22 protein-coding genes and 1 pseudogene are annotated in these 21132 nt (G+C 71.4%); 17 read left to right on the top strand and 6 right to left on the bottom strand.

The window, feature by feature from the left end; translation table 11 throughout:
- Positions 1-3: 3 nt before the first annotated feature.
- Positions 4-765: an enoyl-CoA hydratase/isomerase family protein gene (locus FHU28_RS16290; protein WP_184685084.1), complete on the bottom strand. Its 762-nt coding sequence runs from the start codon at positions 763-765 to the stop codon at positions 4-6.
- Between the two features lie 172 nt (positions 766-937).
- Between FHU28_RS16290 and FHU28_RS16295 the strand changes: the two genes are divergently transcribed.
- The 16 genes and pseudogenes from FHU28_RS16295 (at position 938) to FHU28_RS16370 (ending at position 15490) form a co-directional block, all read left to right on the top strand.
- Positions 938-1798: a CoA transferase subunit A gene (locus tag FHU28_RS16295; protein ID WP_184685086.1), complete on the top strand. Its 861-nt coding sequence runs from the start codon at positions 938-940 to the stop codon at positions 1796-1798.
- Positions 1795-2613: a CoA-transferase subunit beta gene (locus tag FHU28_RS16300; protein ID WP_184685088.1), complete on the top strand. Its 819-nt coding sequence runs from the start codon at positions 1795-1797 to the stop codon at positions 2611-2613. Before FHU28_RS16295 ends, FHU28_RS16300 begins: the two co-directional genes overlap by 4 nt.
- On the top strand, positions 2610-3725 hold the full coding sequence (locus tag FHU28_RS16305; protein WP_376700804.1) for an NAD(P)H-dependent flavin oxidoreductase: 1116 nt from the start codon (positions 2610-2612) through the stop codon (positions 3723-3725). Before FHU28_RS16300 ends, FHU28_RS16305 begins: the two co-directional genes overlap by 4 nt.
- A gap of 2 nt (positions 3726-3727) precedes the next feature.
- Positions 3728-4603, top strand: coding sequence for an SDR family NAD(P)-dependent oxidoreductase (locus FHU28_RS16310; RefSeq protein WP_073831563.1), 876 nt, complete (start codon positions 3728-3730; stop codon positions 4601-4603).
- A pseudogene (locus FHU28_RS16315) lies at positions 4600-5393 on the top strand (SDR family oxidoreductase). Before FHU28_RS16310 ends, FHU28_RS16315 begins: the two are co-directional and overlap by 4 nt.
- 60 nt (positions 5394-5453) lie before the next feature.
- Positions 5454-5927 (top strand): FAS1-like dehydratase domain-containing protein, encoded by a 474-nt coding sequence (locus tag FHU28_RS16320; protein WP_184685092.1) that lies wholly within the window; start codon positions 5454-5456, stop codon positions 5925-5927.
- Entirely contained in the window at positions 5924-6445 is a 522-nt protein-coding gene (locus FHU28_RS16325) for a MaoC/PaaZ C-terminal domain-containing protein (protein ID WP_184685094.1), read from the top strand. The genes FHU28_RS16320 and FHU28_RS16325 overlap by 4 nt, the downstream gene beginning before the upstream one ends.
- Entirely contained in the window at positions 6442-7230 is a 789-nt protein-coding gene (locus tag FHU28_RS16330) for an enoyl-CoA hydratase family protein (RefSeq protein WP_184685096.1), read from the top strand. Before FHU28_RS16325 ends, FHU28_RS16330 begins: the two co-directional genes overlap by 4 nt.
- Positions 7231-7272: 42 nt before the next feature.
- A complete protein-coding gene (locus tag FHU28_RS16335) occupies positions 7273-8217 on the top strand; it encodes an NADPH:quinone oxidoreductase family protein (RefSeq protein WP_221453218.1) in 945 nt (314 codons plus the stop codon).
- A gap of 29 nt (positions 8218-8246) precedes the next feature.
- Positions 8247-9497, top strand: coding sequence for an acyl-CoA dehydrogenase family protein (locus FHU28_RS16340; protein ID WP_184689610.1), 1251 nt, complete (start codon positions 8247-8249; stop codon positions 9495-9497).
- Position 9498: 1 nt separating this feature from the next.
- The gene (locus FHU28_RS16345) at positions 9499-10638 is read left to right on the top strand and encodes an acyl-CoA dehydrogenase family protein (protein ID WP_184685100.1); all 1140 of its coding nucleotides are present in this window, start codon (positions 9499-9501) and stop codon (positions 10636-10638) included.
- A gap of 6 nt (positions 10639-10644) precedes the next feature.
- A complete protein-coding gene (locus FHU28_RS33085; RefSeq protein WP_184685102.1) occupies positions 10645-11661 on the top strand; it encodes an acyl-CoA dehydrogenase family protein in 1017 nt (338 codons plus the stop codon).
- A 68-nt stretch (positions 11662-11729) separates the two neighbouring features.
- Positions 11730-12602 carry an enoyl-CoA hydratase gene (locus FHU28_RS16355; RefSeq protein ID WP_311773598.1) on the top strand — a complete coding sequence of 291 codons (873 nt, stop codon included), beginning with the start codon at positions 11730-11732 and terminating at the stop codon, positions 12600-12602.
- A gap of 44 nt (positions 12603-12646) precedes the next feature.
- Complete coding sequence (locus FHU28_RS16360; protein WP_184682816.1) at positions 12647-13426, top strand: electron transfer flavoprotein subunit beta/FixA family protein; 780 nt, start codon at positions 12647-12649, stop codon at positions 13424-13426.
- Between the two features lie 12 nt (positions 13427-13438).
- The gene (locus FHU28_RS16365) at positions 13439-14398 is read left to right on the top strand and encodes an electron transfer flavoprotein subunit alpha/FixB family protein (RefSeq protein WP_184682819.1); all 960 of its coding nucleotides are present in this window, start codon (positions 13439-13441) and stop codon (positions 14396-14398) included.
- A 57-nt stretch (positions 14399-14455) separates the two neighbouring features.
- On the top strand, positions 14456-15490 hold the full coding sequence (locus tag FHU28_RS16370) for an MBL fold metallo-hydrolase (RefSeq protein ID WP_184685104.1): 1035 nt from the start codon (positions 14456-14458) through the stop codon (positions 15488-15490).
- A 96-nt stretch (positions 15491-15586) separates the two neighbouring features.
- Here FHU28_RS16370 and FHU28_RS16375 read toward each other — a convergent pair whose 3' ends face one another.
- The 4 genes from FHU28_RS16375 to FHU28_RS16390 all read right to left on the bottom strand — a co-directional run bounded on the left by FHU28_RS16375 (position 15587) and on the right by FHU28_RS16390 (position 19291).
- Positions 15587-16282 carry an ABC transporter permease subunit gene (locus tag FHU28_RS16375; protein ID WP_221453219.1) on the bottom strand — a complete coding sequence of 232 codons (696 nt, stop codon included), beginning with the start codon at positions 16280-16282 and terminating at the stop codon, positions 15587-15589.
- 118 nt (positions 16283-16400) lie between these two features.
- Positions 16401-17348, bottom strand: a complete 948-nt coding sequence (locus FHU28_RS16380; RefSeq protein WP_184685115.1) for an ATP-binding cassette domain-containing protein — start codon at positions 17346-17348, stop codon at positions 16401-16403.
- Positions 17349-17441: 93 nt separating this feature from the next.
- On the bottom strand, positions 17442-18113 hold the full coding sequence (locus FHU28_RS16385) for a response regulator transcription factor (RefSeq protein WP_184685119.1): 672 nt from the start codon (positions 18111-18113) through the stop codon (positions 17442-17444).
- Positions 18110-19291 (bottom strand): sensor histidine kinase, encoded by a 1182-nt coding sequence (locus FHU28_RS16390; RefSeq protein WP_221453220.1) that lies wholly within the window; start codon positions 19289-19291, stop codon positions 18110-18112. Before FHU28_RS16390 ends, FHU28_RS16385 begins: the two co-directional genes overlap by 4 nt.
- 239 nt (positions 19292-19530) lie before the next feature.
- On the opposite strand from FHU28_RS16390, the gene FHU28_RS16395 reads away from it, so the two are divergent.
- Positions 19531-20283, top strand: a complete 753-nt coding sequence (locus FHU28_RS16395; protein ID WP_184685122.1) for an SDR family oxidoreductase — start codon at positions 19531-19533, stop codon at positions 20281-20283.
- Between the two features lie 111 nt (positions 20284-20394).
- Here the strand turns inward: FHU28_RS16395 and FHU28_RS16400 are convergent, their stop codons facing one another.
- Positions 20395-21033, bottom strand: coding sequence for a GntR family transcriptional regulator (locus FHU28_RS16400; protein WP_221453221.1), 639 nt, complete (start codon positions 21031-21033; stop codon positions 20395-20397).
- Positions 21034-21132: the final 99 nt, after the last annotated feature.

Here is a 21132-nt window from a genome sequence, read left to right on the forward strand (position 1 = left end):
CGCTCAGGGCGCGTCCGCCCATCGCGGCGCGCGCTTGGCGACGAACGCGGCCGCGCCCTCGGCGGCATCCGGCCCGGCGAGCAGTTCGAGGGTCGCGAGCCGGTTGACCGCACCGAGATCGCCCACGCGGGGGTCCAGGCTCAGGTGCATGAGCCGCTTGGTCGCCCGCACCGCCGCGGGGGAGTGGGTCGCGATCCGGGCGCCCAGCTGGAGCGCGCGCGGAAGGACCTCGTCGGCGGGGACCACGGCATTGACCAGGCCCAGCTCGTGGGCCCGGGCCGCGGGAAGCGGTTCGGCAGTCAGCCCGAGTTCCAGGGCTACGGCGACCGGCACGCGACGGGGCAGGTCGGTGCCGCCCTCGGTGGCGGCGATGCCGCGCCCCACCTCGGGCAGCGCGAAGTAGGCGTGCTCGGCCGCGACGACGAGGTCGCAGGCGAGGGCGAGTTCGAAGCCGCCGCCGACGGCGGGCCCGTTGACCGCGGCGATGACCGGCTTGCGGTAGCCGCCGCGCAGCAGCGTCAGCGGGCTGCGGGCCACGTCGACCAGGCGCCCCTCGGCCGCGGCGCGCAGGTCCATCCCCGCGCTGAAGGACAACTCGCCGGTGCCGGTCAGCACGACCGCGCGCACGCCCGCGTCCGCGTCGTACCCGAGCAGGGCGTCGGTCATCGCCAGGAGGGTGTCGGGATCGAGGGCGTTGCGTACCTGCGGCCGATTGATCCTGATGACTCCCACCGCGCCGACGCGCTCGCGCACCACGGTGTTCATGTTTCGTCCTCCTTCGCAACAGGGTCTTGACCCTCTCCCTGTGGCTGTTAGGGTACCAACCAAGCGCTTGCTACATGGCGAGCCGGCCGTGGAGGCCCGGCACGCGACTCGCCCTTCGCGCTGCTCACCACCCGTCGGGCAGTGCTCCGACAGACGCGATGATGAGGGACACATGGCCGACAAGACTCTGACAGCCCGCGACGTCGTGTCGCGGCTCGATTCCGGAATGATCATCGGCATCGGCGGCTGGGGCTCACGCCGCAAGCCCATGGCCCTCGTGCGCGAGATCCTGCGTTCCGACCTCAAGGACCTGACCGTCGTCAGCTACGGCGGGCCGGACGTCGGGCTGCTCTGCGCCGCGGGCAAGGTCAAGAAGGTCGTCTTCGGGTTCGTCTCCCTCGACAGCATCGCCCTCGACCCGCACTTCCGCGCCGCGCGGCAGAAGGGCGCCGTCGAGGTCGCCGAGTACGACGAGGGCATGCTCCAGTGGGGGCTGTACGCCGCCGGCATCCGCCTGCCCTTCCTGCCGACCCGCGCCGGGCTCGGGTCGGACGTCCTGAAGCACAACCCCGACCTCAAACTCGTCCAGGACCCGTACGGCACCGAACGGCTCGTGGCGATGCCGCCGCTGCGCCTCGACGCGGCCCTCGTGCACATGAACCGCGCCGACGCCCAGGGCAACGGCCAGTTCCTCGGGCCCGACCCGTACTTCGACGACCTCTACTGCCTCGCCGCCGACCAGGCCTTCATGTCCTGCGAGCGGATCGTGCCCACGGCCGAGCTGAGTGCCGCCGGGCACTCGGCGACCATCAAGATCAATCGCCAGCTCGTCGCCGGCGTCGTCGAGACCCCGAACGGCGCGCACTTCACCTCCTGCGCCCCCGACTACGAGCGCGACGAAGCCTTCCAGCGTGAGTACGTCAAGGCCGCCGGCGACCCGCAGGCCTGGGCCAGGTTCGAGAAGCGGTACCTGTCCGGCACCGAAGATGACTACCAGGCGGCCGTCGCCGCCCGAGCCGAGGAGGTCGCATGAGCAGCGCCGCCACCGAGCAGCCCACGGGCAGCGCCACCACTGCCGACGCGCCGGTGACCCGCGCCGAGTACTGCGCGGTCGCCGTGGCGGACACGTTCGCCGGCGACGGCGAGTCCATCGCCAGCGCCTTCGGCACGATCCCGGCCATCGGCGTCCGCCTCGCCCGGCTCACCGTCGCCCCCGACCTGCTGCTCACCGACGGTGAGGCCCACTTCGTCTCCGGCTCCTGGGAGATCGGCGCGGACCCGCACGCCACCGAGGGCGTCGTCATCGAGGGCTGGAGCCCGTTCCGCACGATCTTCGACCTCGTCTGGCACGGCAAGCGGCACGTCATGATGATCCCGGTCCAGATCGACGGGCACGGCAACACCAACATCTCGGCCATCGGCGACTACGCCCGGCCCAAGGTCCAGCTGCTCGGCGTGCGCGGCGCCCCCGGCAACAGCATCTACCACCCGACCAGCTACTGGATTGCCAACCACTCCACGCGTAGCTTCGTCCGGACCGTCGACATGGTCTCCGGCGTCGGCACCGACAGCGCCCGGGCCGCCGGCCCGGCCGCGACCGCGCACCACGATCTGCGCCGCGTCGTCACCAACCTCGCGGTCCTCGACTTCGGCGGCCCCGACGGCACGATGCGGCTGCTCAGCCTGCACCCCGGCGTCACGCTCGAGGAGTTCCGCGCCGCCACCGGCTGTGCCGTGCACGTCGAGGATGAGGTCCCGGCCACCCGCGAGCCGAGCGCCGAGGAGCTGCGCCTCATCCGCGAGGTCATCGACCCCCGCTCGCTGCGCGACCGCGAGATCCCGGCATGAGCCAGGGCCGCGGGCTGCCCCCGACACTGCGTACCCGGGCGACCGACCTGTTCGGGGTGCGGTACCCGATCGTCCAGACCGGCATGGGCTACGTCTCCGACGTGCGCCTGACCACCGCGACGGCCAACGCCGGTGGACTGGGCATCCTCGCAGCCGGCCTGCTCTCCTACGACGAGCTCGTGGTGGCCGTCGAGCAGATCCAGGCCGGCACGCACGCGCCGTTCGGCGTCAACATCCGTGCCGACCAGCCGGACGTCGTCAAGCGCATCGACCTGCTCATCTCGGCCGGCGTCAAGGTCGCCTCCTTCGCGCTGGCTCCGAAGCAGGAACTCATCGCCAGGTGCAAGGACGCCGGCCTCGTCGTCGTTCCGTCGATCGGCGCGCGCCGCCACGCCGAGAAGGTCGCCGCGTGGGGCGCCGACGCCGTCATCGTGCAGGGTGGCGAGGGCGGCGGCCACACCGGCGGGGTGCCCACCAGCCTGCTGCTGCCCCAGGTCGTCGACGCCGTCGACATCCCGGTCATCGGCGCCGGTGGCTTCTTCGACGGCCGCGGCCTCGTCGCCGCGCTCGCCTACGGCGCCGAGGGCGTCGCCATGGGCACCCGCTTCCTGCTCACCAGCGACTCGCCGGTCCAGCCGTCGGTCAAGGACGTCTACCTGTCCAAGACGGTAAACGACACCGTGCTGACCCTGCAGGTCGACGGCGTTCCGCAGCGCGTGCTGCGCGCCGGCACGATCGAGGAGCTGGAGCGCACCTCCGCCGCCGGCCGGCTGCTGCGGGCCGTACGCAACGCCTTCGCCTTCCAGAAGCTGTCCGGCACGCCGTGGGGCGACATGGTCCGCGAGGGCCTGGCCATGCGCAAGGCCCACGACCTGACCTGGAGCCAGGTCGTCATGGCGGCCAACGCTCCGATGCTCTACCGGTCGGCCCTGCTGGAGGGCAGGACCGACCTCGGCGTCATGGCCACCGGCCAGGTCGTCGGACTGATCGACGACGTCCCGAGCGTCGCCGAGCTCATCGACCGCATCATCGACGAGGCCACCCGGACCCTCGACCGACTCGGCGTGCCCGCGCCGGTCGCGTCGACCCCGGCCGGGCACAAGGAGGACTAGTCATGGGAGCACTGCAGGGACGCGTCGTCGTCGTCACCGGTGCCGGCCGCGGCCTCGGCCGTGAGCACGCCCTGCTCGCCGCCGCCGAAGGCGCCTCGGTCGTCGTCGCCGACACCGGCGCCGCCGCCGACGGCACCGGCAGCGACCCCTCGGTCGTCGAGGCCGTCGCCGCCGAGATCACGAACGCCGGCGGGCGGGCCGTGGCCAGCACCGCGGACGTCGCCACCACCGAGGGCGCCCGCGAGCTGCTCGCGCTCGCCCGCGACACCTACGGACGCGTCGACGGCCTCGTCAACAACGCCGGCATCCTGCGGGACCGGATGTTCGTCAACATGAGCGAGGACGACTGGGACGCGGTGATCCGTGGCCAGCTGCGCTCGACGTTCGCGCCGTGCCGGGTGTTCGCCGACCACTGGCGCACCGAGTCCAAGGCCGGCAACCAGCCGGTCGCCTCGATCGTCAACGTCTCCTCGACCTCCGGCATCATCGGCGCCGTCGGGCAGACGAACTACGGCGCGGGCAAGGCCGCCATCGCCGCCCTCACCGTCATCCTCGCCCAGGAGATCGGCCGCTACGGCGTACGCGTCAACGCGATCGTCCCGGTCGCGCGTACCCGGATGACCCAGGACCTGCCCGGCATCGGCGAGATGGTCGCCGCCCCGGCCGATCCCGCCGCGTTCGACGTCTACCACCCGGGCAACGTCTCCCCGCTCGTCGCCTGGCTGCTCACCGCCGACGTGCCGGTGACCGGCGAGGTGTACTACGCCAAGGGCGGCGAGATCCGTCGCTGCGCGCCGTGGAGCTACGACTGGACCATCGACAAGGGCGCCCGCTGGACCGTCGAGGAGATCGCGAAGGAGATGGCCGCCCGTGTCTGACACCGGTCACACCGAAGCCGCCGACTGGGCCGGCCCTGCCCACGGGCTGCTCTCCGGGCGCTCGGTGCTCGTCACCGCCGCGGCCGGCACCGGCATCGGCTTCTCGACGGCCCGCCGCGCCGCCGAGGAAGGCGCGCGTGTCGCCATCAGCGACCGCCACGAACGCCGCCTCGCCGCGTCCGCCGACGAGATCGAGCGCCGCACCGGGACCCGGCCGCTCGCGGTGCCCTGCGACGTCACCGACCAGGCGCAGCTCGACCACCTCATGGACACCGTCGCCGCCGAGTTCGGCGGCATCGACGTACTCGTCAACAACGCCGGCCTCGGCGGCACCGCGGCGGTGCAGGACATGACCGACGAACAATGGGACTCCGTCCTGTCGGTGACCCTGACCTCGACGTTCAAGGCGACCCGGTCGGTGCTGCGGCACATGATCCCGGCCGGCAAGGGCGTCATCGTCAACAACGCCTCCGTCATCGGCTGGCGCGCGCAGAAGGGGCAGGCGCACTACGCCGCGGCCAAGGCCGGAGTCATGGCGCTGACCCGCTGCGCGGCCCTCGACGTCGCCGAGCACGGCATCCGGGTCAACGCGGTGTCCCCGAGCATCGCGATGCACGCCCATCTGGCCAAGGTGACCAGCGACGAGCTGCTCGCCCAGCTCTCGGACCAGGAGGCGTTCGGCCGGGCCGCGGCGCCGTGGGAGATCGCCAACGTCATCGTCTTCCTCGCCAGTGACTACTCGTCGTACATGACCGGCGAGGTCGTGTCCGTCTCGAGCCAGCACCCGTGACCACCCGCTGCGTGCCGGCGACCCGTGCCGCTCGCAGCGGACCAACGAAAGGAGCTCGTCGTGGCCAACCCCGACGCGCAGGGCGTCACCGGCGCCCCCTTCCGGCTCGACGTCGAGCGCGGCAAGATCCGCGAGTTCGCGCTGGCCACCGGAGCGGCTGACGCGGCCTACCTGCGGGAGGAGAACCCGGTCGTACAGCCGACGTTCCTCACGACGACCTTCTTCTGGCAGGGCGAGGACTCCAACCCGTGGTCCGCGGTCGAGCTCGACCAGCAGCGCGGCCTGCACGCCGAGCAGCAGTACACCTTCTTCGGCGAGCCGCCCCGCGCCGGCACCAGGCTCACCTGCCAGTCGCGCATCGGCGAGATCTACACCAAGGTGGGGCGTCGCGGCGGGGAGATGACCTTCGCCGTGATGTACACCGACTTCCACGACGAGACCGGGCGTCTCGTCGCCCGCGCCAAGCTCACCGGTGTCGAGACTGCCCGCCCGCCGGTCACCGGGGACGCGACGCAGGACGGAGCGTCCGCATGAGCGACACAGCCACCGCCCAGCCCCGTACGACCGGGGTCGGCCTGCCCGTCCCGGCGACCCCTCCGGCGCGCGCCTACGGCCCGGTGACCCGCACCGACTTCGTCCGCTACCAGGGCGCCTCGGGCGACATGAATCCGATCCACCACGACGAGGTCTTCGCCAGGGCCGCAGGGTTCCCGAGCCCTTTCTCGGTGGGCATGTGGCAGGCCAGCCTGCTCGGCACCTACGCCACCGACTGGCTCGGCGGCCCCAACGTGCGTGACTTCCGCATCCGGTTCCTGGCCCAGGTGTGGCCCGGCGACGTCCTCACTTTCGAAGGCGTTCCGCTGCGCACCTACGTGCTCGAAAGTGAGGACGGCCGTGAGGGCCGCGTCGACATCGAGCTGACCTGCCGGCGGCAGACCGGCGACACGGCCGTCACCGCGTGGGCGACGTTCGTGCTGCCCCTCGACGCCTCCGTCGGGGACGCGACACCCGAGGCCGGCGAGCAGCCCGAGACCACCGAGGAGCAGGGATGAGTCCCACGAGCCACGCGTCGGTGACGACGACAGTGCACCCCGACGGGATCGCCGAGATCGTCGTGGACAACCCGCCGGTCAACGCGCTGCCGGTGGCCGGCTGGTTCGCGCTCGCCACCGCCCTCGACGCCGCCGGCGCCGACGAGTCGGTGCGTGTCGTCTTGCTGCGCGCCGAGGGCCGCGGCTTCAACGCCGGCGTCGACATCAAGGAGATGCAGCACACCGACGGCTTCACCGCGCTGCTTGGCGCCAACCGCGGCTGCTTCGCCGCGTTCAAGGCCGTCTACGAGTGCCCCGTCCCGGTCGTCACCGCCGTCCACGGCTTCTGCCTCGGGGGCGGCATCGGCCTGGTCGGCAACTCCGACGTCATCGTCGCCTCCGACGACGCCACCTTCGGCCTGCCCGAGGTCGACCGCGGCGCCCTCGGCGCGGCCACCCACCTGTCCCGGATGGTGCCCCAGCACCGGATGCGCGCCATGGTCTACACCTCGGCCACCGCCACCGCGCAGGAGCTGCACGCGTACGGCTCGGTGCACAGTGTCGTACCCCGAGAGCAGTTGCGCGCGGCGGCGCTCGCCGTCGCGACCAGCATCGCCGAGAAGGACCCCACAGTGATCCGGGCCGCCAAGGCCTCGCTCAACGGCATCGACCTGTGGGACGTCAACCGCAGCTACCGCTTCGAGCAGGGCTTCACCTTCGAGCTCAACCTCACCGGGGTCGCCGACCGGATCCGCGACGAGTTCGCCGGCACCGACAAGGCGGCGCGCCCGGGCAGCGAGGGCTGAGCCGTGCGGTCGATGGTGGTCCGCGAGCTCGGGGGTCCCGAGGTGCTCACGGTCGTGGACGGGCCGCAGCCGCAGCCCGGACCGGGGCAGGTACTCGTCGACGTCGTCGGCGCCGGGGTGAACTTTCCCGACGGCCTCATCGTCGCCGGCACCTACCAGACCAAGCCGGAGCTGCCGTTCGTGCCCGGCTGCGAGGTCGCCGGCACGGTCGCGGCGCTCGGCGACGGGGTGACCGGCCCACCCGTCGGCACCCGCGTCGTCGGCTTCTGCGGCATCGGCGGCTACGCCACCCAGGTGCTCGTCGACGCCCGCATGGTCCACCCGTTGCCCGAGGGCGTCGACCTCGTCGAGGCCAGCACGATCCCCGTCGTCTACGGCACGTCCTACCACGGCCTCGTCGACCGGGCCGGCCTCGCCGCCGGCGAGACGCTGCTCGTGCTCGGCGCCTCCGGCGGCGTCGGCCTCACCGCCGTGCAGATCGGCAAGGCCCTCGGCGCGACAGTGATCGCGGCCGCGTCGAGCGAGGACAAGCGTGAGCTGTGCCTGGCGCACGGGGCCGACCACGCCATCGGCTACGACGACCTGACAGCGACGGTGCGCGCGCTGACCGGCGACGCCGGCGCCGACGTCGTCTACGACCCGGTCGGTGGCGACGCCTCCGCCGTGGCGCTGCGTGCCCTCGCGTGGGCCGGCAGGTTCCTCACCGTCGGCTACGCGGCGGGCGCGATCCCGCAGGTCAAGCTCAACCGGCTGCTGCTCACCGAGGGCGCGGTGCTGGGGGTCCTCTGGGGCGCCTGGGCCAGGCGCGACCCGGCGGCGAACGCCGCCAACATGACGACGGTGCTGGAGTGGATCGCCGCGGGCCGGCTGGGGCCGCACGTCAGCGAGGTCTTCCCGCTGGAGGAGGCCGCCCGCGCGCTCGGCACGGTGCTGAACCGTGGCGCTCGCGGCAAGATCGCCCTCCGCACGAGCACAGGCAAGGAGTGACGGTGGCTGACGCGACCGACCTGACCCGGATGGACCTCGGCCCCGGCCCGCGCGCGAGCGAGCTGCTCGCGACGTTGCGCACGTTCATGGCCCAGCACGTCTACCCCGCCGAGAAGGTGTACGCCACCGAGCTCGCCGCCGCGGCCCGCGAGAACGGCGGGGTGTCCCACGTCCTGCCGCCGGTCGTCGAGGAGCTCAAGGCGACGGCGCGCGAGCTGGGGCTGTGGAACCTCTTCCTGCCTGACCTGTCGGGCCTCACCAACGTCGAGTACGCCTACCTGGCCGAGGAGACCGGACGCTCGCCCTACCTCGCCCCCGAGGCGATCAACTGTGCCGCGCCGGACACCGGCAACATGGAGCTGCTGCACATGTTCGGCACGCCCGAGCAGAAGCAGCGGTGGCTGACCCCGTTGCTCGAGGGCACGATGCGCTCCGGCTTCTCGATGACCGAGCCGGACGTGGCCTCCTCCGACGCGCGCAACATCGCCACCTCGATCGTGCGCGACGGCGACGAGTACGTCATCAACGGACGCAAGTGGTGGACGACAGGCGCCGCGGACCCGCGTTGCGACATCCTCGTGCTGATGGGCAAGACGGACCCGGAGGCGGCCGTCTACCGGCAGCAGTCCATGATCCTCGTGCCGGTCGACACCCCCGGGGTGACGATTCTGCGTTCGCTGCCGATCTTCGGTTACCACGACCAGCACGGCCATTGCGAGATCCGGTTCGACGACGTGCGGGTGCCGGTGACGAACCTGCTCGGCGCCGAGGGCGAGGGTTTCGCGATCGCCCAGGCCCGCCTCGGCCCGGGCCGCATCCACCACGCGATGCGCTGCCTCGGCATGGCCGAGCGGGGCCTCGAGCTGATGGTGCGCCGGACGATGGCCCGCGAGGCGTTCGGCGGTCCGATCTCCGACCAGGGCGTGGTGCGGAACTGGATCGCCGAGTCCCGCATGGAGATCGAGCAGGCCCGCCTGCTCGTGCTCAAGGCGGCGTGGCTCATCGACCAGGTCGGGATCAAGGGTGCCGCGACTGAGATCGCCGCGATCAAGGTCGTCGCGCCCCGGGTCGCCCGCAACGTGCTGGACCGTTCGATCCAGGCGCACGGCGGCGGTGGGGTCACCGACGACTTCCCGATGGCCCGGATGTGGGCGAGCGCCCGCATCCTCGGCATCGCCGACGGTCCGGACGAGGTGCACCTGCGTACGGTGGCGCGTACGCAACTACGTCGCTACCGCGACACGCCGCCGACGGTCCTCGCCGGGACGGGACGGGACTGAGATGGACCTGACCTGGGCGGCGCAGGACGAGCAGTTCCGTGCGGAGGCCCGCGACTGGCTCGCCGCGAACGTGCCGCGGCAGCCGCTGCCCTCCGGGGACACCGCGGCGGGCTTCGCCGCCCACCTGGAGTGGGAGCGGGCACTGCACGCGGACCGGTGGTCGGTCGTGTCGTGGCCCGAGGAGTACGGCGGCCGTGCGGCCTCGATATGGCAGTGGCTCATCTTCGAGGAGGAGTACTACCGGGCCGGCGCGCCGCAGCGGGTGACGCAGAACGGCATCTTCCTGCTGGCCCCGACGATCTTCGAGTTCGGCACGAAGCAGCAGCAGGACGAGCTGCTGCCCCGGATGGCGGCGGCGCAGGACCTGTGGGCACAGGGCTGGTCGGAGCCGGGCGCGGGCAGCGACCTGGCGGGGATCAGCTCCCGGGCGGTACGGGACGAGCAGGCCGGCGGGTGGCGCCTGAGCGGGCAGAAGACCTGGTCGACCCGGGGCGCGTTCTGCACCCACCTGTTCGGGCTGTTCCGCACCGATCCGCAGGCGCAGCGGCACCGGGGACTGACGTACTTCCTCGTGCCGCTGGACGCCCCGGGCGTGACGGTGCGCGGGTTCGACCGGCTCGACGGTGACGAGGGCTTCGCCGACGTGTTCTTCGAGGACGCGTTCGTACCGGACTCGGCGGTCCTCGGCGGCGTCGACCAGGGCTGGTCGGTCGCGATGTCGACGACCGGCTCGGAGCGGGGACTGACGCTGCGCTCACCGGGGCGTTTCCTCAAGGCGGCAGCCGCGCTCGTGGCGCTCGCGGGTGAGCGGGGCGAAGCGGCGACCGACCTGCTCCGCGACCGGGTGGCGCGCTCGTGGATGCAGGCGCACGCCTACCAGCAGTTCACGCTGGCTCAGGTCACCGACATCGTCGAGGGTCGCCCGGCCGGTGCGCGTTCGAGCCTCAACAAGGTCTTCTGGTCCGAGCTGGACATCGCGTTGCACGAGACGGCGCTGGAACTGCTCGGCCCGGACGCCCTCGTCGACGGCCCGTGGACCCGCGGCTACCAGTTCTCGCTGTCGGGTCCGATCTACGCGGGCACCAACGAGATCCAGCGCAACATCATCGCCGAGCGCCTGCTCGGTCTGGCGAGGAGGTGATCAGGCGTGCGTTTCGCTCCGAGTGACGAGCAGCGGGAGCTGGAGGCGGTCGTCCGTCAGGTGCTCACCGACCGGTGCCCGCCGGGGACGGTACGCGCCGGAGCCGGATCGGCGCAGGTGGCCGCACTGGCCGAGAGCCTGGCCGGTCTCGGTGTGGCGGGGCTGCTCGTGGCCGAGAGCGACGGCGGGCTGGGCCTGGACGAGAACCACCTCGTGTCGGTCTTCGAGCAGATCGGGTACGCCGCCGCCCCGCTGCCGCTCACGGCGACCCTCGCGGTCGCTCCGGCGGTGCTCTCCTCGGGCGCTCCGGACCTGCTGGTGAAGCTGGTCGAGGGGGGCCTCACGGTCGGCGCCGACCCTGCGGTGACCGGGCATGTCGCGTTCGGTTCCGGTGTCGACCTGGTGCTGCGCGGCGGCTTCGGTGGGACGGGGCCCATCGAGATTCTCGACGTGTCCGACGCGGCGGCGTCGACGTCGCCGTCGGTGGACGTCGCGCTGGACCTGACCGGCTACGCCGACGCGCGGCTCGTCGCGACAGTGGACGACCCGCAGGTGGTGCGGCTGGCCTGGGAGCGGGGGGTGCTGGCGACCTCGGCCGAACTCATCGGGCTGTCCCGGCGGATGCTCGAACTCACGGTCGAGCACGTCCGCGCCAGGGAGCAGTTCGGGGCACCGATCGGCAGTTTCCAAGCGGTCAAGCACCACCTGGCCACGGCGCTGCTGCACCTGGAGTTCGCCGCGCCGGTGGTGGCGGCGGCCGGGTTCGAGCTGGCCGCGGGCGTCCCGGGCCGACTGCGTTCCCTGGCGACGGCCAAGGCGCTGACGTCCGAGGCGGCGCACGTCGTGGGCCGGGCCGCTCTGCAGTGCCACGGCGCGATCGGTTACACGACGGAGTACGACCTGCACCTGTTCCTCAAGCGGTCGTGGGCTCTGGAGTCGTCGTGGGGCAGCGCCGCCTGGCACCGGGCGGTTCTGCTGGAGGACCTGGGTGTCGGCCTGACCGGCGTGCGCCCCGCGTCCTGACCGCTGGCGCTCACCGGCGGCCCACGATCCGCACGACGTACACCCGACCCGGCGAGAAGGAGATCCAAGTGAGCGAGACCAGCGGCGTGGACCCGCAGGCGGAGGTCGTCCGGTACGAGACGCGGGGGCCGGTGGCCGTCGTGACGATGAACCGGCCGGAGTACCGCAACGCGCAGAATTCGGCGATGACCTACGCGCTCGACGACGCGTTCTACCGCGCGGCCGCGGACGACGAGGTGAAGGTCGTCGTCCTGGCGGGCGCGGGGAAGCACTTCTCGGCCGGCCACGACATCGGCACGCCGGGCCGGGACATCGACTCGTCGTTCGACAGGCGTGCCGGCCTGTGGTGGGACCATGTGGGTAAGGCCGGGGCGGACAGCCGGTTCGCCCGGGAGTCCGAGGTGTACCTCGGGATGTGCCGCCGCTGGCGTGAGCTGCCCAAGCCGATGATCGCGATGGTGCAGGGAGCGTGTATCGCCGGCGGCCTCATGCTCGCCTGGTCGTGCGACCTGATCGTCGCCGCGGACGACGCGTTCTTCGCCGACCCGGTCGTACGCATGGGAATCCCCGGCGTCGAGTACTTCGCCCACCCGTGGGTGCTGGGTCCGCGCTTCGCCAAGGAGTTCCTCTTCACCGGCGACCGGATGCCGGCGGCGCGCGCCGCCGAGCTCGGCATGGTCAACCGGGTGGTCGCCCGAGACGAGCTCGAGGCGGAGGTCATGGGGCTCGCCGAACGGATCGCGCAGATGCCGCGCCTGGGTCTTGCGCTGACCAAGAAGGCGGTCAACCAGGCCGAGGACCTCATGGGCCTGCGGGCTGGGATGGATTCGGTGTTCGGGCTGCACCACGTGGCCCACGCGCACAACGCCGAGGTGGGCAGTGACTCCCTCGGTGGCCAGGACGCCCGAAGCATGCGTGACGCCGCGAGACGGGCAGAGTAATCCGTGTGGAGAGCAATCACCTAGGAAAGGGTCGTCGAAGCGCGATGAATATCGTCGTACTCGTCAAGCAGGTGCCTGATTCGGGCGCGGACCGCAGCCTGCGTTCTGACGACAACACCGTCGACCGCGGTTCGGCGAACAACGTCATCAATGAGATGGACGAGTACGCCATCGAAGAGGCGTTGAAGATCAAGGAGGCGCACGGTGGTGAGGTCACCATCCTGACGATGGGTCCGGACCGGGCGACCGAGTCGATCCGTAAGGCGCTGTCGATGGGCCCGGACAAGGCCGTGCACGTCGTGGACGACGCCCTGCACGGTTCCTGCGCGGTGGCCACCTCCAAGGTCCTCGCCGCTGCCCTCGGGCAGCTCAACGCCGACCTGGTCCTGTGCGGCGCCGAGTCGACCGACGGCCGGGTGCAGGTGATGCCGCACATGATCGCCGAGCGGCTCGGTGTGGCCGCCCTGACCGGCGCGCGGAAGCTCACCGTCGACGGGTCGACCCTGACCGCCGAGCGGCAGACCGAGGAGGGCTACGAGGTGGTCACCGCCTCGACCCCGGCCGTGGTGTCGGTCTGGGACACCATCAACGAGCCGCGGTATCCGTCGTTCAAGGGCATCATGGCCGCGAAGAAGAAGCCGGTGCAGACGCTCGCCCTGGGCGACCTGGGCGTGGCCCCGACCGAGGTGGGCTTCGACGGCGCCACCAGCGCCGTGGTCGAGCACTCCAAGCGCCCGCCGCGCTCCGGCGGCGAGAAGATCACCGACGAGGGCGACGGCGGCGTGAAGCTGGTCGAGTTCCTCGCTGCCGAGAAGTTCGTGTGAGGGGACTGGGACATGTCTGAGGTTCTCGTCGTCGTCGAAGCCACCAAGGAATTCGGCGTCAAGAAGGTCACCCTCGAGATGCTCACCCTCGCCCGCGAGCTGGGCAGCCCGAGCGCCGTCGTGCTCGGTGGCGTCGGCGCGGCCGACGCGTTGAGCGCGAAGCTGGGTGAGTACGGGGCGGGGAAGATCTACGCCGCGGAGGGTGAGGAGATCGACGGCTACCTGGTCGCCCCCAAGGCGACTGTGGTCGCCGAGCTGGTCGCGCGGGTGCAGCCTGCGGCGGTGCTGCTCGCCTCGTCGCAGGAGGGCAAGGAGATCGCCGCGCGGCTGGCGGTGAAGCTGGACAACGGGATCCTGACCGACGTGGTCGCCCTGGCTGCGGACGGCACCGCCACGCAGGTGGCGTTTGCTGGTTCCACGATCGTCAAGGCGAAGGTCACCAAGGGTTTGCCGTTGGTGACCGTCCGGCCGAACTCGCTCGCCCCGGTCCCGGCCGCGGCCACCCCGGCGGTCGAGCAGTTGACCGTAGCGGTCACCGACGCGGACAAGCTGGCGAAGGTCGTGGAGCGGGTCGCGGAGCAGAAGGGCTCCCGTCCGGAGCTGACCGAGGCGTCGGTGGTTGTCTCCGGTGGGCGGGGTGTCGGTAACGCCGACAATTTCAAGCTGGTCGAGGAGATCGCCGACCTGCTCGGCGGCGCGGTCGGCGCGTCCCGCGCGGCGGTCGACTCCGGCTACTACCCGCACCAGTTCCAGGTCGGCCAGACCGGCAAGACCGTCTCCCCGCAGCTGTATGTCGCGCTGGGTATCTCCGGCGCGATCCAGCACCGGGCCGGTATGCAAACCTCGAAGACCATCGTCGCGGTCAACAAGGACGCCGAAGCGCCGATCTTCGAACTCGCCGACTACGGCGTGGTCGGCGACCTGTTCAAGGTCGTCCCACAGGCCGCCGAGGAGATCCGCAAGCGCAAGTGACACAGTCGTGTCGGTCATGCTCTGGATGGAGGACGGCGGATGGGGGGTGCAGCAGCGATGCGGGTCGAGCCCGATGATGTGACGGCGGACTGGACGCGTCCGGGCGTGTTCGAGGTGGCCACCGGGGTGTATCGCATTCCGCTGCCGTTGCCGCAGGACGGTCTGCGATCGGTGAACGTGTACGCCCTGGCGGGTGACGACGGCCTCGTGCTGGTCGACTCGGGCTGGGCCATCACGGCGGCCCGACAGACATTGGATGCGGCCCTGGCTGCCCTGGGCGCGGGCCTCGCAGATGTACGTCGGTTTCTCGTGACGCACGTGCACCGCGACCACTACGCGATGGCGGTCGCCGTACGGCGTGAGTTCGGCACGGCAGTGAGCCTCGGCGAGGGCGAGGAACCCGCCATCCGCGAGCTGTCGGCCCCCGATCGTCGACCGATGTCCGAACACTGGCAGGCGCTGACGCGATGCGGTGCGGGCGAGATCGTCGACGCGCTGCGCGCGCGGGCCGAGTCGGCGCCGCATGATCCGACGGACTGGGCGGCGCCGGACGACTGGTTGACCGGGGGGACCGATGTCGTCCTACCGACCAGGACCCTGCGGGTGGTGGCGACCCCTGGACACACCCGTGGGCATGTCGTCTTCATCGATCGCGACGCGCAGCTGATGTTCACCGGTGACCACGTTCTTCCCCACATCACACCGTCCATCGGCTTCGAGGCGGTGGCCGCCGCGCTGCCACTCGGGGACTACCTGGATTCGTTGCGGTTGGTCCGGTCTCTGCCCGACCAGCGGCTGCTGCCGGCGCACGGCCCGGTCGGCCCGAGTGTCCACGCGCGCGTCGACGAACTCCTGCACCACCACGCGAAGCGACTCGACCAGGCGTGCGGGGTCGTGCGGGACGCGATGACGGCTTACGAGACGGCAAGTCAACTGACCTGGACCAGGCGTGAGCATGCCTTCGCCGACCTGGACCTGTTCAACCAGATGCTCGCCGTCACCGAGACGGCCGCCCACCTCGATCTGCTCGTGGCGCAGGGGCGGCTGAAGGCTGCCGACGTCGATGGAGTGCGCCGCTACGCCCCGGCGTGACCGCGCGGCATCTTCCGGTTGAAGCCGGCCGACGAAGCCTCGAGGCTCTCGCCGGGCTCCGCAGGACCTCCCGCCTGGCCGTCCCCCTGCATGGGGTCAGGCGTCTCGGGCGCGGAGCAGCCAGGCGCTCGCCGCCAGCGCAGCGACGCTGTAGCCGCAGACCAGCCACAGCGTGGGCCAGGCACCCAGGCTGCCGAGCGTGTGAGAGCCGGCGTCGGAGGTCTGGACCAGTTTCTGGAGGGCTGCGACCGGGGAGGCCCCGGCGACCCACCGTTGCCAGTCACCGAGCAGAGGGCCGATCAGTGTCGGCAGAAGCAGGAAGCCGATCACGGCGGCGACGGCTGCGGCGGAGTGGCGCAGCACGGTGCCCAGTGCCACACCGAGCACGGCGACCGCGGCATAGCTGAGGGCCAAGCCGACCAGGGCCGGCATGGGCTTGCCCGGCAGGTAGCCCTGTCCGGACAGCATCACGGTTGCGGCCTGGTAGGCGCACAGCGCGGCGGTGAAGGCCACGACGAACACGAGCGCGGCGACCACCAGGGCCTTGGCGGCCAGTACGGTCAGTCGTCGGGGGCAGGCGGCGAAGGTGGCCCGGATGGTGCCGCTGCCGTACTCGCCGCAGACCACCAGGACGCCGAGGGCGCCGGCGGCGATCTGGCCGGGCACCAAGTTGCCGAGACTGCCGCCGAGGATGGTGTCGTCCGGCTGCAGGCTTGCGGTGGCGGCGACGAGCACGGCGATCCCGACGGTGGCCACCGCCACGGCGGCCAGCGTCCCCATCGTGGACCGCACCGTCCGGATCTTGGTCCATTCGGCGGCGAGAGCTTGTCGCAGTCCCGCCCGAGGGGTGCCGTCATCGGAACGGGGCCGGCCCGTCGTCGTGGTCTCGGTGCCTGTGTGGGCCATGTGGTCACTCCTGGTTTCCGGGCGCCGGCAGGCCGGCGGAGGTGATCCCGGTGCCGCCGCGGTATTCGACGCTGACGCCGGTCATGCGGGTGTAGACGTCTTCGAGGGAGTCGAGGCGGGCGGTCAGCTCGTGCAGCGGGACGTGGTGGGCGTTGGCGATGTCGCCGATCATGGCGGTGTCGATGCCGCTGATCCGCAACGCGCCGTCGGGGTCGAGGCGCACCTGCGCGCCGCTTTCCTGCAGGACGGCGGTGAGCCTGTCCGGTTGCGGGGACCGCACCAGAGTGAACGGGTACGAATTCCGCTCGATGAACTGGCGCATGCCGATGTCGGCGATGAGCCGGCCCTGGCCGATGACGATGAGGTGGTCGGCGGTCAGTTCCATCTCGCTCATGAGATGGCTGGACAGGAACACGGTGCGGCCCTGTGCCGCCAGGCTCTTGAGCAGGCCGCGGATCCAGCGGATGCCGTCGGTGTCCAGTCCGTTGACGGGTTCGTCGAGGATCAGCACGCCGGGGTCACCGAGCAGCGCGGCAGCGATGCCCAGGCGTTGCGACATGCCCAGGGAGAAGCCTTTGGCCCGTCTGCCGGCGACGGCGGCCAGGCCGACCAGGTCGAGAACCTCGGCGATCCGACGCCGGTCGATGCCGTTGCTCTGGGCCAGGTACAGCAGGTGGTGGTAGGCGGTGCGCCCGCCGTGCACCGCCCTCGCCTCCAGCAGCGATCCCGCCTCGCGCAGCGGTGCCGCCAGCAGGCGGTAGGGGCGTCCGTTGACGCTCGCCTGACCCCCGGTAGGCGCGTCAAGGCCCAGGATCAGGCGCATGGTGGTGGACTTCCCGGCACCGTTGGGTCCGAGGAACCCGGTGATCCGGCCGGGCCGGACCTGGAAGGACAGCCCGTCGACGGCGAGTTTGTCGCCGTAGCGTTTGGTCAGGTCCCGAACTTCGATCATGGAGGGGACGGTACGCAGAGCCGGTGCCGCGGCCATCCGCCCGCGGGAGGCGAGCGATACATCGCCGGGAGTAGCGCCGGCCGGCCGGGCTGCTCAGGTCGTGGCGTCGCCGATCCGGGCCAGACCGGTCTCGTAGGCGAGCACCACCAGTTGCGCCCGATCGTGGACATCCAACTTGGTCATCGCCCGGCTGATGTGGGTCTTCGCGGTCAGCGGGCTCATCAGCAGCCGGGCGCCGATCTCGTCGTTGGACAACCCTGCCGCGACCAGGGCTACGACCTCGCGTTCCCGGTCGGTGAGCACGTCGAGCCGTTCGACCCCGACCCGCCGGCCCCGCAGCCGGGAGAACTCGTCGATCACCTTCCGGGTGACCGCCGGGGCGAGCAGGCTGTGCCCGGCCGCCACGACGCGGATCGCCGCACACAACTCGTCGGGTTCGACATCTTTGAGCAGAAAGCCGCTGGCGCCCAGGCGCAGCGCCTCGAACACGTACTCGTCGATCTCGAAGGTGGTCAACACCAGCACCCGCACCCGGTCGAGGTGGGGATCGGCGACGAGCCGCCGGGTCGCCTGCAGCCCGTCGAGGACGGGCATGCGGATGTCCATCAGCACGATGTCGGGTCGGGTCCGTCGCGCGCAGGCTACCGCTTCCTGCCCGTCGGCGGCCTCGCCCACCACCACCAGGTCGTCGGTGAGGTCGAGCAGCGCCCGGAACCCGGCCCGCACGATCGTCTGGTCGTCGGCGAGGACCACCCGCACCGTCACGGCGGGCCCCCGGCGACCGGCAGGACGGCGTGCACCCGGAAACCGCCGCCGGGCACCGGTCCCCACTGGACCCGGCCGCCGATCGCCGCGGCGCGTTCGGCCATCCCGGTCAGACCGTACCCGCCCGGGCCCGCCGACCCGGATGAGTCACCCACCAGCAGGCGACGACGGTGGTCGCCGATGCCCGCCCCGTCGTCGGTGACCTCCACCACCACCGCGTCGCCGCCGCACGTCACCGACACCGCCGCCGCGTCGGCGTCCGCGTGCCGGATCACGTTCGTCAGGGCCTCCTGCACAATCCGGTACGCCGCCAGCTCCACCACAGCCGGCAGCTCCCGCCCACCGGTGTCCCGGTGCAGCGAGACGCTCAGCCCAGCGCCGTTGGTCCGAGCCACGAGCTCATCGAGCTGACCGAGGCGCGGGGCGGGATCGATCGAGTCACCGGGCGCCGCGTCGCGCAGCAGCGCCACCGTGGCCCGCAGCTCCCGCAGGGCGTCCCGGCTGGACGCCCGCGCGGAAGCCAACGCCGCGCGCGCCGCGTCCGGACGCCGGTCGAAGGCGGCCACTGCTACTCCCGTCTGCACGTTCACCGCCGCTATGGTGTGCGCGACCACGTCGTGGAACTCCCGCGCCAACCGCAACCGCTCCTGCTGCACTCGCCGGTGGGCCTCCCGTTCCCGGTCGGCTGCGGCCCGCGCCTCCCGCACGGCGAACTCGGCCAGTAGCTCCCGGCGCCCCCGCACCACCTCGCCGAGCAGCAACGCGACTGCCGGCCACAGCATGTCTGCGACCGGAGCGCTGGACCGCCCGCCGGCCACCCAACCGAGCCCGGCCGACCACACCACCGCCACCAGGCCGATGAGCACGGTGCGGCGCCGAGCACTCTGCACCGCCACCGTGTACAGCGCCACCATCGACGGCAGGTTCAGCAGCTCCCCGCGGTGGCCCAACGCGTACCAGGATGTCAACGCCGCCATGCAGACCACGGCCACCACCACCGGCCGGCGGCGGCGCGCCAGCACCGCCACGACCGACACCACGAGCAGCAGGTAGGTCAACCCATCCGCCTGGCGGGTGCCCGGCTGGTTCCACCACGCATCCATCCCCGTCAAGGCGGCGACCACCGCGGCGACCGCCACATCCACCGGCGACCGCATCCCACCACCGGGGATCCTCACCACTCCACGGTACGGTCCACCGCAGCACCCCACGTACAACCACCGGAGTACGCAGACCCGGCGGACATCACGTGCCGCGTGTGCGCCCTGCCAGAAGTCTTGGAAACTCGCCCGGTACCAGGGGACCCGAGACGATCTCCGTCGAGCTGTTTTCGGCGAATTCCCTGCACCCGCGCAGGGTTTCCGCCCTACTGGTGGCAGCGCCAATCAGCCAGTGCCGACCAGGGAGGGGCTCGATCATGAAGGTCGTCGTCATCGGTGGCAGTGGGCTCATCGGCTCCAAGCTTGTGAAGATCCTCGATGCCCAGGGTCACGAGGCGGTGGCGGCGTCGCCGAAGACCGGCGTGAACACGCTGACCGGCGAAGGAGTGGTGGAGGCCCTGGCCGGTGCCGGCGCCGTCGTCGACGTGTCGAACTCGCCGTCGCTGGAGGGCAGCGCCGCGTTGGAGTTCTTCGAGACCTCCACGCGGAACCTCCTCGCCGCCGCCGCGGACGCCGGGGTGGGTCACTACGTGGCGCTGTCCGTCGTGGGCTCCGAACGACTTCCGGACAGCGGATACATGCGGGCGAAGGTCGCCCAGGAGAAGCTCATCACGGCGTCCGGGCTCCCGTACTCGCTGGTGCACGCCACCCAGTTCTTCGAGTTCGTACAAGGGATCATCGACGCCGCCACGGACGGCGACACCGTGCACCTCGCGCCGGTGCTCATCCAGCCGATGGCAGCGGACGACGTCGCCGCCGCGGTGGCCGAGGTCGTGGTCGGCGCGCCGACGTACGCCGTGGTCGAGGTCGGTGGCCCGGAGCAGTTCCGCCTCGACGAACTGGGATCCGTCCTCGAGGCGCAGCGGGATCCTCGTTCGGTGGCGGGTGACTCCGACGCCCGGTATTTCGGTGCCGCGGTGGCTGAACGCTCGCTGGTTCCCGCCGACGGCGCCCGCATCGCCGGTACGCGACTGGACGAGTGGCGAACGCGGGCGAGCCACGTTCAGTAAACCGGGGCGAGGGCTCCGGCCAGAACGTTGCGCGACACCCGTCCGGCCCAGACACCGATACGCGATGCCGCCGTCATCCGACGGATCGAGGCTCGTACCGGCCGACAAGCACTACGTGAGACGCACCCCTTTGGACGTGAGGTATTCGATGAGCCCTTCGGCCGAGCTGACCAGATGGTCGGTCATCATGTGCTCGACCCGCTCGCCGTCGCCGGCCCGCATCGCCGCGAGTATTCCCTCGTGGTCGGCGTTGGAGCGCTTCCTCCACTGCGGCACCTCGAGCAGGTAGTCGCGCGGCACGTTCAGCGACACCACCCTGATCGCGGCCATCAGCTTGCGGGAGCCGGAGAGCTTGTTGATGTGCCGGTGGAACTGCCAGTTGAGGTCGGCGAGGTTGGTGCGTTCGGAGTTCTCGTGGTAGCTCTCCATGCGCCGGTGCAGGTCTTCGAGGACCGCGTAGTCCGCTTCGGTGGCGAACTCGATCGCTCGCCGCGCGGCGAGCCCGTTGAGCATGCCCTCGATGAGGAACGAGTCGCGCAGGTCGGCTTTGTTCAGCGGCGCGACGACGGTGTGGCGGCCGCCGTCGAGTTCGAGCAGGCCGTCGTAGACCAGCTCGCGCAGGGCGTCACGCACGGGCATCCGGCTCGTGCCGAAGTGCTCGCACAGCTCCTGTTGCGACAGTCGTGTGCCGGGCAGCAGTCGACCGAAGAAGATGTCCTGCCGGAGGGCGGCCGCGATCTGGGTGCCCAACGGATCTCGCTGGATCACCGGTCGGGCGCTGGCGCTGCTGTCGATGCCCACCTGTCCGCCTCTCTCACGTGGTGAACCTGTGCACGGTATCCGGTGCCG

This window comes from Micromonospora echinospora (genome assembly GCF_014203425.1).
In the GTDB taxonomy this organism is placed as follows: Bacteria; Actinomycetota; Actinomycetes; order Mycobacteriales; family Micromonosporaceae; genus Micromonospora; species Micromonospora echinospora_A.

Excerpts from the sequence above, each read along its gene's own strand:
- FHU28_RS16340 (WP_184689610.1), top strand. The coding sequence starts at position 8,247 with ATGGACCTCGGCCCCGGCCCGCGCGCGAGCGAGCTGCTCGCGACGTTG.
- FHU28_RS16360 (WP_184682816.1), top strand. The coding sequence starts at position 12,647 with ATGAATATCGTCGTACTCGTCAAGCAGGTGCCTGATTCGGGCGCGGAC.
- FHU28_RS16295 (WP_184685086.1), top strand. The coding sequence starts at position 938 with ATGGCCGACAAGACTCTGACAGCCCGCGACGTCGTGTCGCGGCTCGAT.
- FHU28_RS16330 (WP_184685096.1), top strand. The coding sequence starts at position 6,442 with ATGAGTCCCACGAGCCACGCGTCGGTGACGACGACAGTGCACCCCGAC.
- FHU28_RS16370 (WP_184685104.1), top strand. The coding sequence starts at position 14,456 with ATGCGGGTCGAGCCCGATGATGTGACGGCGGACTGGACGCGTCCGGGC.
- FHU28_RS16365 (WP_184682819.1), top strand. The coding sequence starts at position 13,439 with ATGTCTGAGGTTCTCGTCGTCGTCGAAGCCACCAAGGAATTCGGCGTC.
- FHU28_RS16395 (WP_184685122.1), top strand. The coding sequence starts at position 19,531 with ATGAAGGTCGTCGTCATCGGTGGCAGTGGGCTCATCGGCTCCAAGCTT.
- FHU28_RS16290 (WP_184685084.1), bottom strand. The coding sequence starts at position 765 with ATGAACACCGTGGTGCGCGAGCGCGTCGGCGCGGTGGGAGTCATCAGG.
- FHU28_RS16305 (WP_376700804.1), top strand. The coding sequence starts at position 2,610 with ATGAGCCAGGGCCGCGGGCTGCCCCCGACACTGCGTACCCGGGCGACC.
- FHU28_RS16325 (WP_184685094.1), top strand. The coding sequence starts at position 5,924 with ATGAGCGACACAGCCACCGCCCAGCCCCGTACGACCGGGGTCGGCCTG.
- FHU28_RS16300 (WP_184685088.1), top strand. The coding sequence starts at position 1,795 with ATGAGCAGCGCCGCCACCGAGCAGCCCACGGGCAGCGCCACCACTGCC.
- FHU28_RS16345 (WP_184685100.1), top strand. The coding sequence starts at position 9,499 with ATGGACCTGACCTGGGCGGCGCAGGACGAGCAGTTCCGTGCGGAGGCC.
- FHU28_RS16380 (WP_184685115.1), bottom strand. The coding sequence starts at position 17,348 with ATGATCGAAGTTCGGGACCTGACCAAACGCTACGGCGACAAACTCGCC.
- FHU28_RS16310 (WP_073831563.1), top strand. The coding sequence starts at position 3,728 with ATGGGAGCACTGCAGGGACGCGTCGTCGTCGTCACCGGTGCCGGCCGC.